This is a genomic window from Pseudomonas sp. P97.38 (assembly GCF_001269745.1).
GTDB classification, from domain to species: Bacteria; Pseudomonadota; Gammaproteobacteria; order Pseudomonadales; family Pseudomonadaceae; genus Aquipseudomonas; species Aquipseudomonas chlororaphis_E.
On record NZ_LHVJ01000017.1, the window covers coordinates 115,313 to 130,627 of the forward strand.

The following is a 15,315-nucleotide window of genomic DNA, read 5'->3' on the forward strand; positions in this document are numbered from 1 at the left end:
AGGGGCCGCTGCGCAGCCCGGCGGGAGCAAGCTCCCTCGCCACGAGAGCCTCATCACTTCAGAACGCCCAATAAAAAGCCCCGCTCATGCGGGGCTTTTTGTGTACAAGCCTTTTACTTCTTCACACCCAGTTTCCTGAGCTCTTCGTCACGCAGCTCGCGCCGCAGGATCTTGCCCACGTTGGTGGTCGGCAAGGCGTCGCGGAACTCCACGGCCCTGGGCACTTTGTAGCCGGTGACGTTGGCGCGCATGTGCTCCATGACCTGCTCCTTGGTCAAGGTGACGCCCGGTCGTGCAACGATGAAGATCTTGATCGCTTCGCCGGACTTCTCGTCCGGAATGCCGATGGCCGCGCATTGCAGCACGCCCGGCAGCGTCGCCAGCACGTCTTCCAGCTCGTTGGGGTACACGTTGAAACCGGAGATCAGGATCATGTCCTTCTTGCGATCGACGATGCGCATGTAACCGTCGGGCTGGATCAGCGCGATGTCACCGGTCTTGAGCCAGCCTTCGCTGTCGAGGATTTCGTCGGTGGCTTCCTGGCGCTGCCAGTAGCCCTTCATCACCTGCGGCCCCTTCACGCACAATTCGCCGATTTCGCCCAACGGCTGTTCGACGCCCGCGTCGTTGATCACCTTGCACAAGGTCGAAGGCACCGGAATACCGATGGTCCCGACCTGGATGTTCTGGATCGGATTCACCGTGGCGACCGGGCTGGTCTCGGTCATGCCATAGCCTTCGCAGATCGGGCATCCGGTCACCGCTTTCCAGCGCTCGGCCGCCGCCAGTTGCAGGGCCATGCCGCCGGACAAGGTGACCTTGAGGGCCGAGAAGTCCAGCTTGCGGAACGCCTCGTTGTTGCACAGCGCCACGAACAGGGTATTGAGGCCGACGAAGCCGCTGAACTTCCACTTGGACAGTTCCTTGACCATCGCCGGAAGGTCGCGCGGGTTGCTGATCAGGATGTTGTGGTTGCCGATCAGCATCATCGCCATGCAATGGAAGGTGAAGGCATAGATGTGGTACAGCGGCAGCGGCGTGATCAGCACCTCGCAACCTTCGTTGAGGTTCGAGCCCATGAGCGCCTTGCATTGCAGCATGTTCGCCACCAGGTTGCGGTGGCTCAGCATCGCGCCTTTGGCCACGCCGGTGGTGCCGCCGGTGTATTGCAGCACCGCCACCTCATCGCTGGAAGGGTTGGCTTCGCTCACCGGCTGGCCGTGGCCCTTGCTCAGCACATCGTTGAACTTGACGGCCTTGGGCAAGTGATAGGCCGGGACCATCTTCTTGACGTACTTGATCACGCTGTTGATCAACAGGCGCTTGAGCGGTGGCAACAGGTCGGCCACTTCGGTGACGATGACGTGCTTGACACTCGTCTTGGGGACCACGGCCTCGGCCAGGTGCGCCATGTTCGCCAGGCACACCAGCGCCTTGGCGCCGGAGTCGTTGAACTGGTGTTCCATCTCCCGCGCGGTGTACAGCGGGTTGGTATTGACCACGATGAGCCCGGCGCGGATCGCACCGAACACGGCCACCGGGTACTGGAGGACGTTGGGCAACTGCACGGCGATTCGATCGCCGGGCTGCAAATCGGTATGCTGTTGCAGGTACGCGGCAAAGGCCCCGGACAACTCGTAGAGTTCACCGTAGGTGATCGTCTTGCCGAGGTTGCTGAATGCCGGCTTGTTGGCGAAGCGTTGGCAGGACTGCTTCAACACCGCCTGAATATTCGGATACTCGTCTGGATTGATGTCGGCAGCAATCCCAGCTGGGTACTTATCCTTCCAAAAGTCTTCGATCATGGAAGCCCACTCCTCAGCAACGCGAATTCTCACCGCATTTGATGCGATTATTATTGGTGTGTGTTTGTTGGTGAATCTGGCTTGAATCAAGGCCGAGAAGTCACAAAAGCGCGCCGAGAGTAGCAGCTTTGCCGAGGGTCGCCTAGGGCCAAAAGTGGTCCCCGCAGTCACAAACATGACTCAAGAATATTCAATGGTCATTTTTAGAGTAAAAATTCTATCCCGATCTGAATCGCCCTGAATACCCAGAAAACGATGGGAGCGAGCTTGCTCGCGATGGCGGTGTATCAGTCAGCCTCTCTGTCACTGATATACCGCCATCGCGAGCAAGTTCGCTCCCACAAGGCTACTGGGCTTCTCGGGCCTCAGGCGATGTCGCGCAACTCCCGACGCAGGATCTTGCCCACCGGCGTCATCGGCAACGACTCACGCAGCACGATGTGCTTGGGGATCTTGTAGCCGGTGAAGTTCTCCTTGCAGTAGGCCTTGAGCTCTTCCAGGCTGACGCCCGCTTCGCGCGCGACCACGAACAGTTTCACCGCCTCCCCCGAACGTTCGTCCGGCACGCCGATCACCGCGCAGTTGGCCACCTTCGGATGGGCCATCACCACGTCTTCGATCTCGTTGGGGTACACGTTGAAACCGGAGACGATGATCATGTCCTTCTTGCGGTCGACGATGCGCACGAATCCGTCCGGGTCGATCACCGCGATATCGCCGGACTTGAACCAGCCTTCGCTGTCCAGCACTTCGGCCGTGGCTTCGGGCTTGTTCCAATAGCCCTTCATGATCTGCGGGCCCTTGATGCACAGCTCGCCACGTTCGCCCAAGGGCTGCTCGATGCCGTCGTCGCTGATCACTTTCATCAGCGTGCCTGGCACCGGCAAGCCCACCGTGCCCAGCCGCGACTTGTCGCCATAAGGGTTGGTGCAGGCCACGGGCGAGGTCTCGGTCAGGCCGTAGCCTTCGGTGATGCGGCATCCGGTGAGCTGCGCCCAGCGCTCCGCGGTGGCCTTGACCAGCGCGGTGCCACCGGAATTGGTGACCTTGAGGTGGGAGAAATCCAGGGTCTTGAAATCCGGGTGGTCCATCAACGCCACAAACAGCGTGTTGAGCCCCAGCAGCGCCGAGAATCGCCAGTGCTTCAGTTCCTTGATGAAGCCGCCGATGTCCCGCGGATTGGTGATCAGGACGTTGTGATTGCCGGTGACCATCATGCACATGCAATTGGCCGTGAAGGCATAGATGTGGTACAGCGGCAGCGGCGCGATCATCACCTCCTGGCCTTCGCGCATCAGCGGATGACCATCGTCGCCGAACTGCCCCAGGCACGCCCGGGCCTGCTGCATGTTCGCCACCAGGTTGCCGTGGGTCAGCATCGCGCCCTTCGCCAGCCCGGTGGTGCCGCCGGTGTATTGCAGCACGGCCACATCATCGAGGCTGACCTTCAGCGGCTTGATCGGCTGGCCGCGTCCCAGGCGCAACGCACTCTTGAACGAAATGGCCTGGGGCAACGAATAGTCCGGGACCATTTTCTTGACCTTGTTCACCATCAGGTTGACCAGCCAGCCCTTGGCGGCAGGCATCAGGTCGCCCATCCTGGCTTCGATCAGGTATTGCAGGTCGGTATCGGGCAGCACCTCCTGGACCTTCTGCCCGAACAGGTTCATGTACACCAGCGCGCGGGCACCGGAGTCCTTGAACTGATGGCGCATTTCCCGCGGGGTGTACAACGGGTTGGTGTTGACCACGATCAGGCCGGCCCGCAAGGCGCCGAACACGGCAATCGGATAATGCAGGACATTGGGCATCTGCACCGCGATGCGATCGCCCGGCGCCAGGTCGGTATGGGCTTGCAGGTAGCCGGCAAACGCCGCGCTGTAGCGCTCGAGCTCGGCATACGTGAGGGTCACCCCCATGTTGCTGAACGCCGGACGGTCGGCGAACTTCTTGCAGGAACGCTCGAACACCTCGATGACCGACTTGTAGGCGCCGAGGTCGACGTCCTGGGGCACGCCGGCCGGGCGCTTGTCATTCCAGAAATCAGGCTGCATTGTTTTTGTCCTCTTTACCTGAGCGTATCCGGGACCGCATCTGTATCGCTTGCAGAGGCGGAGCTTCTGGGACACTAGCAGCTATGGTCAATCAGGCAAATATGGCAACCTGCGTCATAGATCGTGTGAATCTTCCTGCCTAGTGGTTTGTGTGGTGAGTTCAACTCCTGGCGCCGAAGTGACTGACAGAACTGACCACATGGATCACGAAAGCGTCGCCTGATCAGGCGAGACGCAACGGATGGGCTATACCATTGAGCAACATCGTGCCAAGGAACCGCCATGATCCACCAAACGTTCTGGCTGACCGCAACCGACCACAGCCGTCTGTTCGTCAACCAGTGGCTGCCCGACGCCGCGCCGGTGGCGGTCATCCTGCTGGCCCATGGCATGGCCGAACACAGCGGCCGCTATGCGCGCCTGGCCCAGGCGCTGTGCGATGAGGGCTATGGCGTCTACGCCCCGGACCTGCGCGGCCACGGACGCACCGCCGACGGAGCGACCCTCGGGCATTACGCGGACCAGGACGGCTGGGCCAAGGTCGTGGGCGACCTGGCGAGCCTCAACCATCACATCGGCCAGCAACATCCAGACACACCAATCGTGCTGCTCGGCCATAGCATGGGCAGCTACATCGCCCAGGGCTACCTGCTGCACCACAGCGCCAGCCTGCATGGAGCGATCCTCAGCGGTTCCAACTTCCAGCCCGTGGCGCTCTACCGCGCCGCGCGCCTGATCGCGCGTTTCGAGCGTCGGCGCCAGGGTGCCACCGGGCGCAGTGCGTTGATCGAGTGGCTGTCGTTCGGCAGTTTCAACAAGCCTTTCAAGCCCACGCGCACCGCTTTCGACTGGCTCAGCCGGGACCCGGCGGAAGTCGACAAGTACGTGCACGACCCCCTGTGCGGCTTTCGCTGCACCAACCAACTGTGGGTCGATCTGCTCGGCGGGTTGCAGCAAATCAGCAAAGCGTCCAATCTCGCCCAGATCGATCCGGGCCTGCCGCTGCTGGTGATCGGTGGTGAATGTGATCCGGTGAGCCAAGGCAAGCGTCTGAAGGATCTGGCCGACGCTTTGCGCGCCGCAGGCAGCCAGCACCTGCAACTGACGATCTACCCGCAGGCCCGGCACGAACTGTTCAATGAAACCAACCGCGATGAAGTGACCGCCGACGTACTGGCCTGGATTGCCCAGGCCCTCAGCCACAAGCGGCCGCCACGCAGCGAGTAGGTCTCCAGCGTTTTCCTTTACCCGTCACAGGATTCAAGACACATGACCCAGGTTACCAACATCCCTTACGAAGCCCTTGAAGTCGGCCAGACCGCCAGCTACAGCAAGACCGTGGAAGAACGCGATATCCAGCTGTTCGCCGCGATGTCGGGCGACCACAACCCGGTGCACCTGGACGCCGAATTCGCCGCGGCCAGCATGTTCAAGGAACGCATCGCCCACGGCATGTTCAGCGGTGCGCTGATCAGCGCGGCGGTGGCCTGCGAGCTGCCTGGGCCGGGCACCATCTACATCGGCCAGCAGATGAGCTTCCAGAAACCGGTGAAGATCGGCGACACCCTGACCGTGCGCCTGGAGATCCTCGAGAAACTGCCGAAATTCCGCGTGCGCATCGCGACCCGCGTGTTCAACCAGCGTGATGAACTGGTGGTGGACGGCGAAGCCGAAATCCTCGCCCCGCGCAAGCAACAGACCGTGACCTTGCCGACGCTGCCGGCGATTACTGTCGGTTGACTCACTGAAGCGATCAGCCCCAGCGGATTGAATGAAACACCGCATCTCCTGTGGCGAGGTAGCAAGCTCCCTCGCCACAGGGTTCGTGGCGCGACGAACTATGGCAGGTCTTCGCGCACTTGCACGCTCGCCGTCATCCCCGCACTCAGGTTCACCCCTTCCGGCACCTTGTCCAGCTTGATCCGCACCGGGATCCGCTGGGCCAGGCGCACCCAGTTGAACGTCGGCTCGACCTCGGCCAGCAGTTGCGCATCGGGGTTGGTATTGCGGTCGGTGATGCCCCGGCTGATGCTCTCGACATGGCCTTGCAACGCATGGTCGGCGCTCATCAGCCAGACCTTGACCGGATCACCGACGCGAATCCTCGGCAGTTTGGTTTCTTCAAAGTAAGCCTGCACATAGAAGGTCGAGTCATCGATCAACGCCATGACCGGCTGCCCGGCGTTCACGTAGTTGCCCTCGGCCAGGCGCAGGTTGGTGATGTGGCCGCTGCGCGGGGCCAGGACCTGGCTGCGGGCCAGGTTGAGCTCGGCGACCTTGGCTTCGGCCTGGGCTTCGCGCAGTTCGCCGCGGGCGATGCCGGCGTTGATCTGGGCGTTTTCCCGCAACTCGGCGCTGATCGCCTGAGGCCCCAGGGCGGCGCGGCGGCTGGCTTCGTGTTCGCGCAGGCTCAATTGCTGTTGGCGGGTCTGGACCACCGCATGGGCTTTTTCCACCGCCGCCTCGAAACGCTCGCGGTCGATGCTCAGCAAGAGATCGCCGGCCTTGACCTGCTGGTTATCCACCGCCTTGAGCTCGCGCACCCAACCCGACACGTCGGGCGCAATCACCACCACGTCGGCACGGATCCGCGCATCGCGGGTCCAGGGGGTGAGCATGTAGTACTGCCACAGGTGGAACCCGGCGAAGATCGCCACGGCAACCACGCACAGCGTGACGGCGACACGTACGGAGGTACGCATGTTCAACTCCTATAGCGGCCCGAGGACCACGGTAATGACAGTCAGGACACAGACATAGAGGGCGCAGTCGAACAAGGCTTCATGCCAGATCCAGCGCCCGACCGGCAGCATGCCGAGCAACAGGCGCAGCGCGCCGGTCACCAGCAGCGCCAACACCAGGTAAATCAGGAACGGGCTGAGCAACACCCCGCCAATCGACCACTCACGCAAGCCCATGGCTGTGCTCCCGTCGTTCAGGTTCGTGCTGGCGGCACCAGGCGCGCCAGCTGTTCTGCAATTGCACCACCGCGCCCTGGGCCAGTTTCAGGGCATCACTGGCGGGTTGGGCCGCCAACACCTCAAGAAACTCGGCGCTCGCCGTCGCCAGGGCGTCGGCCCGATCGCCGGCCGGCCCGCGTTCGAGCGTGTGTTCCAAGGCGGCGAAGTAACGTTGCTGCGCCTGCTGCTCGGACACCTGGGCGACGGCCAGGCTCAGGCGCAGGTGCAACAGCTCATCGCCAATGTCCAGGCCCAGCAAGCCGTCGTCCCAACGGCTGCGGGCCTGCACCGGCAACTCCGGGTAATGCCGGGCCAGTTGCAACAGTCGGTCGGCCATGCGCCCGCCGAACCAACTCTCGGCGCCACGCAGGCTGCGATGGGTCAGGCGTACCAGATCATCGAGTGTCGCCGCCAGCAGGCGCCGGCTGTGCCACGCCGGGTCACGCAAGATCAGCAGATTGAACGCCAGCACCGCCGCGCCCACGCCGATCATCATCGCCTGGGCGTTATTGAAGAACGCCGCGACGTCGTACTTCATGGTGTTGAGCGGCGAGACCAACACCACGAAATGCAGGCAGAACGAGGTCGCGGTGGCGAAGATCGGCAGCTTGGCCATGCCCAGCGCACCGAAAAACAACGGCACGCCCATGGCCAGGCTGAGCATGGCGAAACTGCTCCATTGCGGCAGTATGATCTCGCCGATCACGAACGCCGTGGGCACGGCCAGGCAAATACCGCGCAGGAAGCTCATGCCAATCTGCGCACCGTTTTCGCGGCTGGCGAACAGGCTGCACACCACACACGTGAGCACCAGGGCGCCCGAGGCCGCAGGCCAGGCCGTGGCCAGCCAGAAACTGGCCACGGCGAGGAACGCCAGGGCACTGCGCGCGCCAAACACCATCGCCAGGGACAGGTCGCGATGAGGCGCCAGGGTGCGCGGCGGATCCACCGCCGCCCTGCCCTCCTGCACAGCCGTCAGGGCCGCGCAGGCGGCCAGGGCGGTGTCGAGCAACAACGCGATCCTGGCCAGGCAGTAACTCTGTGCCGAACTGATCTGCGGATCGTGGGACGCATCCCACACCCGGGGGCGCAGCGCTTGCAACGTGGCGCTGTCGCCGTCGAGGGCTTGCTGCACTTCGTCCATCCACGGCTGGAGCGCCTGGGCTTCGACGGGATCGAGTTGCCTCCACTGCCGGCGCACCGAGCGGGAAATGCGCAGCAGCATCAACAGCTTCTGGCTCAAGCCGCTGATGGCTCGGGCCCGCTGCCGACCCAGGCGCCCCTCGAACCAGGCGTGTTCACGCTGGGCGTCGACCGCGACAATCTTGCCGAGGATTTCCAGCAAGCCCTTGCGCGCCTGGGCATCGCCCGCCAGGGTGGCACGGGCCGCCTGCATGCCGCTCTGCCAGGCGGCGCGAGCCTGCCCGGCCAGTTGCCGCTCGACCCGCAGCGGCCAGAGCAAGGCACTGGCGGCCGTGGCGCAGATGATCCCCAGACTGATCTCGGTGCAACGCGCCACCGCCTGGTCGAACACGGTCAAAGGATGGGAAATGGCCGGCAAGGCGATGATCGCCACGGTGTACCCGGCGAGCACGAATGAGTACGACCAGGCACTGCGCAGCAACGTCGAACAGGCCGTGCACAAGCCCAGCCACACCGCCAGGGCCAGCAGGAACAACCACGGTGTCTGGGCGAACAGGGCCATGAACACCACGGACATGACCGTGCCCACCAGCGTGCCGAGCAGGCGTGCCAGGCCTTTCTGGACGACCATGCCGGACAACGGCTGCGCGACGATGATCGCCGTCATCAATGCCCACGACGGCTGCTCCAGCCCGAAGCGCAACGCCAGCCACAGGGCCAGGCCGGCGCCGAGCACGGTCTTGATGGCGAACTGCAACGCGAGGCGGTCGGGAGCGAACAGGGCCTGGAAGGTAATGGGCACGCAAGAGACTCTTCTGGGGGGAACGTTGTAACGATAGATGGAATGCAGGTAATCGGCAGGCGCAATTATTAGCTGGCTAACTACTTCAGTCCATAGGCGATTACCGCTGATTTTCACAACACACTTTCTCTGACCGGCGACGCTGCGCAAGAGATCCCTCATCGCCAAATGACGCCCACAAAAAACGCCAGGCAAGCTGGCGTTTTTCTGGGTCAGGCGTACGCGTTAGCTGGCAGCGCGCGCCTGGTTACGTAGCGCCTTGACCTGGTCATGGTTGCGTTGCACACCGTGGTACTGGCGCTCAACCAGATCACGAATGCCCACCAGGTTGTGCTTGTTGATTTTCTCGATCGCTTCGCGGTAAGCCTTCAGGGCATGGTCTTCGCCGCGCTCGGCTTCGTTGAGCACTGCCTCTTCGTCCTTGCCGGTGAACATCGACTTCACGTCGACCCAACGGCGGTGCAGGTCACCGGCTACGCTGGTGGAGGTTTCCGGATCACCGCCCAGGGAACGTACAGCGGCTTGCAGTTCGGCAGCAGCCGTCGCGCAGTCAGCAGAACGCTTCACGAACAGCGCCTTGAGTTCCGGGTGCTTGATGTCTTCTGCGCAGGTCTTGAACCCTTCCTGGCCATCTTTGCTGGTCTCGATCAGGTCGTTCAGGACGGAGATGGATTCTTTGTTGATGTCAGTCATTTTTCAGTTCCTTTGCTGGTGAATAAAACCTGCAAGGACTATTGCATCGGCCGTGCCAGGCCAAAAACAAGATAAATATTCAATAAAATCAATTAGTTAATATTTAACCGGAAATCTGTATCCGCGTTATTTGCATGATCTGTCAATTGGCCTGCATGCAGAATGCCTGTATTTTCCAGACTGGTTGAAGGAAGACGAATGCCATGAACCCGCAAATGCTCGAACTGCTGGTCACCCGCCAGATGCCCTTCGGCAAACACAAGGGTCGCATCCTGGCCGACCTGCCCGGCCCTTACCTGAATTGGTTCGCCCGCGAAGGTTTTCCCCACGGCGAACTGGGCGGCCTGCTGGCGTTGATGCAGGAAATCGACCACAACGGTTTGTCCGACCTGCTCGACCCGTTGCGCGCCAAGCACGGCAAACCCAAGCCCCGCCATTGACCGAGTCCCCCATGCCCGAGAATACGCTGCGCGCCCACGATGAAGCTTTCTGGCAGACCTTTGTCGGTCGCTACGATATCGACCCCGGTGCACCGCTCAACCTGGAAAACGGCTACTTCGGGCGCATGTCCCGCACCGTTGTCGAGGAATACCAACGCAACATCGAATTCATCAACCGCACAAACTCGGTGTATGTACGCCAGCATTTCGACCTTGAACACAGCGAAGCCATTCGCCGCCAGATCGCGCAGTTGATCCACGCTGCGCCCCAGGCCGTGGCATTGGCCACCAGCGCAGTGGACGCCCTGCAGACGTTGATTCGCAATTACAACGGCCTGAAACCGGGCGACCAGGTGCTGATCAGTGACGTGGAATATGCCTCGGTCAAAAGCGCGATGCGCTGGCTGGCGCGCCAGCGTGGCGTGGAACTGATTGAAATCGTCCACCCGCACCCCGCCAGCTACGAGAGCCTGGTGGGCACTTACCGCCAAGCGTTCACCCAGCACCCTCGCCTCAAATTGATGGCGCTGACTTATGTCAACCACCTCACCGGGCTGGTGATGCCGGTCCAGGCAATTGCCGAGACCGCCCGGGAGTTCGGGGTCGACATCATCCTCGACGGCGCCCACGCCCTGGGCCAGATCAACTTCGACCTGCAGAAGCTCGGGATCGAGTTTGCAGGGTTCAATTTGCAGAAGTGGATCGGCGGTCCGCTGGCCTTGGGCTTCCTGTACATCGCCCCCCATCGGCTGGCCGACATCGACCCGGACATGGACGAGGGGAGCTATCCGGCCAGTGACATCCGCTCGCGCACGCCCCACAGCACGCCCAACATCCCGGCGTTGCTCACCCTGCCCCTGGTGTTCGAGGAGCACCGCGCCCTGGGCGGCGCCTCGGCCAAGGGCGCGCGCCTGTGCCACCTGCGCGACCTGTGGGTGACGGCGGTGCGCGACCTGCCAGGCATCGAAGTCATGACACCGGACGATCGGCGCCTGTATTGCGGCATCACCGCCATGCGCTTCACCGCCCACACCGACCAGCAGGCGATGGCTGATCGATTGCTCGACGAGTACGGGATCTTCACCGTGGTGCGCCAGACCAGCGCCGGGCCTTGCATCCGCATTACCCCAGGGCTGATTACCTTGGCGAGTGATATCGAACGGTTGACCCAAGCGCTGATCGAATTGAGCCGTACCTAGTGGCGAGGGAGCTTGCTCCCGCTGGGCTGCGAAGCAGTCCTGAACCTGTCACTGCGGTGCGCCAGGTCAATCTCATTGTGCCTTTTTGGGGCTGCTTCGCACCCCAGCGGGAGCAAGCTCCCTCGCCACAGAAATTTTTGTGCGACCATAAAACCCAGGCAAAAAAAAACGGTGCGCCGACCAAGCGCACCGTAAAACCGTAGAGCACCCAACGAGGTTCGGTCGAATCAGTCCAGCAGCGCCAAGGCCTCGGCGGTGCATTCCTGAATGCGGGCCCAGTCGCCGTTCTTGATCCACTCCGGATCGAGCATCCAACTGCCGCCCACGCACATCACGTTCTTCAATGCCATGTAACTCTTGATATTGGCCGGACCGACGCCGCCGGTCGGGCAGAATTTCACTTCGCCGAAGGGGCCGCCCAGGGCCTTGATGGCCGCGACGCCGCCACTGACTTCCGCCGGGAACAACTTGAAGCGGCGGTAGCCCAGGCCATAGCCTTCCATGATGCCCGAGGCGTTGCTGATGCCCGGCAACAACGGGATCGAGCTGTACACGCTGGCTTCAAGCAGGTCACGAGTAATGCCTGGGGTCACGATGAACTGCGAACCGGCCGCTTCGGCGGCCTCCAGCATATGGCGATCGAGCACCGTACCGGCACCGGTCACCAACTCTGGACGCTGCTCGCGCAGGACCTGGATGGCCTTGAGGCCGAACTGGGAACGCAAGGTCACTTCCAACGCCGTCAGGCCACCGGCAGCCAAGGCGTCGGCCAGTGGCAGGATGTCCTGTTCGCGGGCGATGGTGATCACCGGCAGGATCCGCGCCTTGGCGCAGAGGCTGTCGATCAGGGCAACTTTGTCCGCCATGGAAACGGTCGGGGATGGGTTTGTCATAGCGGCTGATCCTTGGTTCATGGGCACCAGTAAATCTCTAACGTAGGTTGCAAAAACGCACGGATCGGCATTTCGGCGACGTTGTCACCAGCCACCGCGGCGCTCAGGGTGGTCAATTTCGACTGACCGGAAATCGACAGCACTTTGTGTTTCGCAGAGGCCAGCAAGGCACGGCTCATGGTCAGGCGCTGATGCGGCACCGTCGGCGCCAGCATCGGCCAGCAGCGACGCGTGCTCTGGGCATCGAGGGCTTGAGCCAGGTTCGGGCTGTCGGGGAACAACGACGCGGTGTGCCCGTCGTCGCCCATGCCCAAAACCAACACGTCGATGGACGGCAGTTCGCCCAGCAGGCGATCGGCCTGTTCGGCGGCCGCCTCCAGGTTGGCGCTTGGGCTGTAGAGGCTCAGGAACTGGGCCTTGGCCGCAGCGCCTTGCAGCAGGTAGCGCTTGAGCAGGCCGGCATTGCTGTCGGCATGTTCAACCGGCACCCAGCGCTCGTCCGCCAGGCTCACCAGCACCTTCGACCAGTCCAGGGTCTGCTTGGCCAGGCTCTGGAAAAACGCCACCGGGCTACGACCGCCCGACACCACCAGCACGGCCGTGCCGCGCGCGTCGATCGCCTCGCGCAGTTGCTCGGCCACCTTCAGGGCCAAGCCTTCGGCCAGCAGCACCGGGCTCTTGAATTCGAGGGCGCTGACGCCCTGGGGCAGTTTCACTTCAGATATCGCCATACCATGACCTCCCATCCCGCGTGATCAGCGCAATGGAGCTCATCGGCCCCCAGGACCCGGCCGCGTACGGCTTGGGCGCATCGCCAGACTTCTTCCATCCGGCGATCAACTGGTCACACCACGTCCACGCGGCTTCGATTTCATCTTTACGGACAAACAGGTTCTGATTGCCATTCATGACTTCCAGCAACAACCGCTCGTAGGCATCGGGAATCCGTGCGCTGCGCCAGGTGTCGGAGAAGTTGAGTTGCAGCGGACCGCTGCGCAATTGCATGCCCTTGTCCAGGCCCTGCTCCTTGGTCATCACCCGCAGGGAGATCCCTTCGTCCGGTTGCAGGCGGATGATCAGTTTGTTGCTGATCTGCAAGCGCTGCTCGGGGGCGAAAATGTAGTGGGACGGTTCCTTGAAGTGGATGACGATCTGCGACAGCTTCTGCGGCATGCGCTTGCCGGTACGCAGGTAGAACGGCACGCCGGCCCAGCGCCAGTTGCGGATGTCGGCACGCAGGGCGACGAAGGTCTCGGTGTCGCTCTGGGTGTTGGAATTGGGCTCTTCCAGGTAACCCGGCACGGCCTTGCCTTCGCTGTGACCGGCGATGTACTGGCCGCGCACCACCTGGGTGGTCAGGCCTTCCGGGCTGATCGGCGCCAGGGCCTTGAGCACCTTGACCTTCTCGTCACGGATGCTATCGGCCGACAGGTCGGCCGGCGGGTCCATGGCAATCAGGCACAACAGTTGGAGCAGGTGGTTCTGGATCATGTCCCGCAGTTGGCCGGCCTTGTCGAAATAGCCCCAACGGCCTTCGATACCGACCTTCTCGGCCACGGTGATTTCCACGTGGGAGATGTAGTTCTGGTTCCACTGGGTTTCGAACAGGCTGTTGGCGAACCGCAACGCAATCAGGTTCTGGACCGTTTCCTTGCCCAGGTAGTGGTCGATGCGGTAGGTGCGGTTTTCGGGGAAGAACTGCGCCACCGCGTCGTTGACCTTGCGCGACGACTCCAGGTCCGAGCCGATGGGTTTTTCCAGCACGACCCGGGTGTTATCGCTCAGGCCAACCTTGGCCAGGTTCTCGCAGATCGCGCCGTACACCGCCGCCGGGGTGGCGAAATAGGCGATGACCTGCTGGGCCGAACCGGCCTGCTCGGCCAGGGCGACATAGTCGTCAGCCTTGAGAAAGTCCACATGCAGGTACGTCAGTCGCGCCAGGAAGCGCTCGACCACGGCTTCGTCCAGGTCCTTGTCGCCCACGTAGCGGCGCAGTTCGGTGGCAATGAAAGCCAGGTGCTGCTGCTCGCTGCCGGGTTCACGGGCCAGCGCGATGATTCGCGTGTCCTCGTGCAGCAATTGCGCGCCATCGAGTTGATAAAGGGCAGGAAAAAGCTTGCGCAAGGCCAGGTCGCCCAACGCGCCGAACAAGGCAAAGGTGCACGGTTCAACCGTAATCGAATGCATGATGTTTGTTCTTTTATCAAGTTAAGCTACAAATACCTTTTTTCAAGGCATCACTCAAGGAAAAATGTAGTAATAACCACAACATTTTCCGAAAATACCGTTTCCGAGTGGTGGTCCGTCGGAGCCAACAGTAGGATAGGCCACCGCAAAGGGTCGTACCAAAGACCCGTCTTTCTAGGAATCTTGTATGGACCGCGTGCGAAATTTACTGGAACAGATCCAGACTCGCCTTGAAGAACTCAACAAGGCAGAACGCAAGGTGGCCGAGATCATCCTGCTCAACCCACAGCAGGCTACCCGCTTCAGCATCGCTGCCCTCGCCCAGGCCGCTTCGGTCAGCGAACCGACCGTCAACCGCTTCTGCCGCTCGTTCGGCGTCAGTGGCTACCCGGAACTCAAGCTGCAACTGGCCCAGAGCCTGGCGAGCGGCGCAGCCTATGTCAGCCGCGCCGTGGAAGCCGACGACAACCCGGAAGCCTACACCCGCAAGATCTTCGGCAGTGCCATTGCTTCATTGGACAGCGCCTGCCAGGCCCTTGATCCAAATTTGATCAGTCGTGCCGTTGACCTGCTGATCCAGGCCCGACAGATCCACTTCTTCGGCCTCGGCGCCTCGGCTCCGGTGGCCCTGGATGCCCAGCACAAGTTCTTCCGTTTCAATCTGGCGGTGACCGCCCACGCCGACGTATTGATGCAGCGCATGATCGCGTCGGTGGCCCATACCGGCGAGCTGTTCGTGATCATTTCCTACACCGGGCGCACCCGCGAGCTAGTGGAAGTAGCGCGCATCGCCCGGGAAAACGGAGCGTCCGTGCTCGGCCTGACCGCTGAAAATTCGCCCCTGGCGAAGGCCAGCACCTTGAGCCTGAACATTCCACTGCCCGAAGACACCGACATCTACATGCCGATGACGTCGCGGATCATCCAACTCACCGTGCTGGATGTGCTCGCCACCGGCATGACCCTGCGCCGAGGCGTGGACTTCCAGCCGCACCTGCGCAAGATCAAGGAAAGCCTGAACGCCAGCCGGTATCCGGTGGGGGATGAGTTCAACTGATTCGGCGTGAGTGCTTTATGACCTGACAGGCCGTCATCGCGAGCAAGCTCGCTCCCACAGGGGGTTGTGAACGCCAAAGATC

Annotated in this window: 14 protein-coding genes; 5 read left to right on the plus strand and 9 right to left on the minus strand. The window is 62.1% G+C overall.

Annotated elements, in window-relative coordinates; all coding sequences use genetic code 11:
* Positions 1-113: 113 nt before the first annotated feature.
* Together fadD1 and fadD2 are read right to left on the minus strand one after the other, a co-directional pair.
* On the minus strand, positions 114-1,805 hold the full coding sequence (fadD1, locus tag AD664_RS14395; protein ID WP_047736900.1) for a long-chain-fatty-acid--CoA ligase FadD1: 1,692 nt from the start codon (positions 1,803-1,805) through the stop codon (positions 114-116).
* A 365-nt stretch (positions 1,806-2,170) separates the two neighbouring features.
* Positions 2,171-3,859: a long-chain-fatty-acid--CoA ligase FadD2 gene (gene fadD2 / locus AD664_RS14400; RefSeq protein WP_047736901.1), complete on the minus strand. Its 1,689-nt coding sequence runs from the start codon at positions 3,857-3,859 to the stop codon at positions 2,171-2,173.
* A gap of 282 nt (positions 3,860-4,141) precedes the next feature.
* Here fadD2 and AD664_RS14405 point away from each other — a divergent pair, with 282 nt between their 5' ends.
* Both AD664_RS14405 and AD664_RS14410 read left to right on the plus strand, forming a co-directional pair.
* Positions 4,142-5,086, plus strand: coding sequence for an alpha/beta hydrolase (locus tag AD664_RS14405; RefSeq protein WP_042732213.1), 945 nt, complete (start codon positions 4,142-4,144; stop codon positions 5,084-5,086).
* A gap of 42 nt (positions 5,087-5,128) precedes the next feature.
* Positions 5,129-5,599 (plus strand): MaoC family dehydratase, encoded by a 471-nt coding sequence (locus AD664_RS14410; RefSeq protein ID WP_003184579.1) that lies wholly within the window; start codon positions 5,129-5,131, stop codon positions 5,597-5,599.
* Positions 5,600-5,697: 98 nt separating this feature from the next.
* Here AD664_RS14410 and AD664_RS14415 read toward each other — a convergent pair whose 3' ends face one another.
* From AD664_RS14415 to AD664_RS14430, 4 genes are all read right to left on the minus strand, one after another.
* Positions 5,698-6,561: an HlyD family secretion protein gene (locus AD664_RS14415; protein WP_053147436.1), complete on the minus strand. Its 864-nt coding sequence runs from the start codon at positions 6,559-6,561 to the stop codon at positions 5,698-5,700.
* A gap of 9 nt (positions 6,562-6,570) precedes the next feature.
* On the minus strand, positions 6,571-6,777 hold the full coding sequence (locus tag AD664_RS14420; protein WP_053147438.1) for a DUF1656 domain-containing protein: 207 nt from the start codon (positions 6,775-6,777) through the stop codon (positions 6,571-6,573).
* Positions 6,764-8,764: an FUSC family protein gene (locus AD664_RS14425; protein ID WP_053147440.1), complete on the minus strand. Its 2,001-nt coding sequence runs from the start codon at positions 8,762-8,764 to the stop codon at positions 6,764-6,766. Before AD664_RS14425 ends, AD664_RS14420 begins: the two co-directional genes overlap by 14 nt.
* Before the next feature lie 225 nt (positions 8,765-8,989).
* Positions 8,990-9,457, minus strand: coding sequence for a PA2169 family four-helix-bundle protein (locus AD664_RS14430; protein WP_053147442.1), 468 nt, complete (start codon positions 9,455-9,457; stop codon positions 8,990-8,992).
* Positions 9,458-9,660: 203 nt separating this feature from the next.
* Here AD664_RS14430 and AD664_RS14435 point away from each other — a divergent pair, with 203 nt between their 5' ends.
* Both AD664_RS14435 and AD664_RS14440 read left to right on the plus strand, forming a co-directional pair.
* Positions 9,661-9,897, plus strand: a complete 237-nt coding sequence (locus AD664_RS14435) for a DUF3820 family protein (RefSeq protein WP_053147445.1) — start codon at positions 9,661-9,663, stop codon at positions 9,895-9,897.
* An 11-nt stretch (positions 9,898-9,908) separates the two neighbouring features.
* On the plus strand, positions 9,909-11,096 hold the full coding sequence (locus AD664_RS14440) for an aminotransferase class V-fold PLP-dependent enzyme (RefSeq protein WP_053147447.1): 1,188 nt from the start codon (positions 9,909-9,911) through the stop codon (positions 11,094-11,096).
* 227 nt (positions 11,097-11,323) lie between these two features.
* On the opposite strand, the gene AD664_RS14445 is transcribed toward AD664_RS14440, so the two are convergent.
* The 3 genes from AD664_RS14445 to zwf are packed head-to-tail and all read right to left on the minus strand — an operon-like array spanning position 11,324 to position 14,176.
* Entirely contained in the window at positions 11,324-11,989 is a 666-nt protein-coding gene (locus AD664_RS14445) for a bifunctional 4-hydroxy-2-oxoglutarate aldolase/2-dehydro-3-deoxy-phosphogluconate aldolase (RefSeq protein WP_042731278.1), read from the minus strand.
* Positions 11,990-12,006: 17 nt separating this feature from the next.
* On the minus strand, positions 12,007-12,720 hold the full coding sequence (pgl, locus tag AD664_RS14450; RefSeq protein ID WP_053147449.1) for a 6-phosphogluconolactonase: 714 nt from the start codon (positions 12,718-12,720) through the stop codon (positions 12,007-12,009).
* On the minus strand, positions 12,707-14,176 hold the full coding sequence (gene zwf, locus AD664_RS14455) for a glucose-6-phosphate dehydrogenase (RefSeq protein ID WP_053147451.1): 1,470 nt from the start codon (positions 14,174-14,176) through the stop codon (positions 12,707-12,709). The genes pgl and zwf overlap by 14 nt, the downstream gene beginning before the upstream one ends.
* 196 nt (positions 14,177-14,372) lie before the next feature.
* Here zwf and AD664_RS14460 point away from each other — a divergent pair, with 196 nt between their 5' ends.
* Complete coding sequence (locus AD664_RS14460; RefSeq protein WP_172679730.1) at positions 14,373-15,233, plus strand: MurR/RpiR family transcriptional regulator; 861 nt, start codon at positions 14,373-14,375, stop codon at positions 15,231-15,233.
* The last annotated feature ends 82 nt before the right edge of the window (positions 15,234-15,315 follow it).

Bases quoted from the DNA above. Each gene is read 5' to 3' on its own strand.
- fadD1 (WP_047736900.1), bottom strand. From the start codon at position 1,805: ATGATCGAAGACTTTTGGAAGGATAAGTACCCAGCTGGGATTGCTGCC.
- fadD2 (WP_047736901.1), bottom strand. From the start codon at position 3,859: ATGCAGCCTGATTTCTGGAATGACAAGCGCCCGGCCGGCGTGCCCCAG.
- AD664_RS14405 (WP_042732213.1), top strand. From the start codon at position 4,142: ATGATCCACCAAACGTTCTGGCTGACCGCAACCGACCACAGCCGTCTG.
- AD664_RS14410 (WP_003184579.1), top strand. From the start codon at position 5,129: ATGACCCAGGTTACCAACATCCCTTACGAAGCCCTTGAAGTCGGCCAG.
- AD664_RS14415 (WP_053147436.1), bottom strand. From the start codon at position 6,561: ATGCGTACCTCCGTACGTGTCGCCGTCACGCTGTGCGTGGTTGCCGTG.
- AD664_RS14420 (WP_053147438.1), bottom strand. From the start codon at position 6,777: ATGGGCTTGCGTGAGTGGTCGATTGGCGGGGTGTTGCTCAGCCCGTTC.
- AD664_RS14430 (WP_053147442.1), bottom strand. From the start codon at position 9,457: ATGACTGACATCAACAAAGAATCCATCTCCGTCCTGAACGACCTGATC.
- AD664_RS14435 (WP_053147445.1), top strand. From the start codon at position 9,661: ATGAACCCGCAAATGCTCGAACTGCTGGTCACCCGCCAGATGCCCTTC.
- AD664_RS14440 (WP_053147447.1), top strand. From the start codon at position 9,909: ATGCCCGAGAATACGCTGCGCGCCCACGATGAAGCTTTCTGGCAGACC.
- AD664_RS14445 (WP_042731278.1), bottom strand. From the start codon at position 11,989: ATGACAAACCCATCCCCGACCGTTTCCATGGCGGACAAAGTTGCCCTG.
- pgl (WP_053147449.1), bottom strand. From the start codon at position 12,720: ATGGCGATATCTGAAGTGAAACTGCCCCAGGGCGTCAGCGCCCTCGAA.
- zwf (WP_053147451.1), bottom strand. From the start codon at position 14,176: ATGCATTCGATTACGGTTGAACCGTGCACCTTTGCCTTGTTCGGCGCG.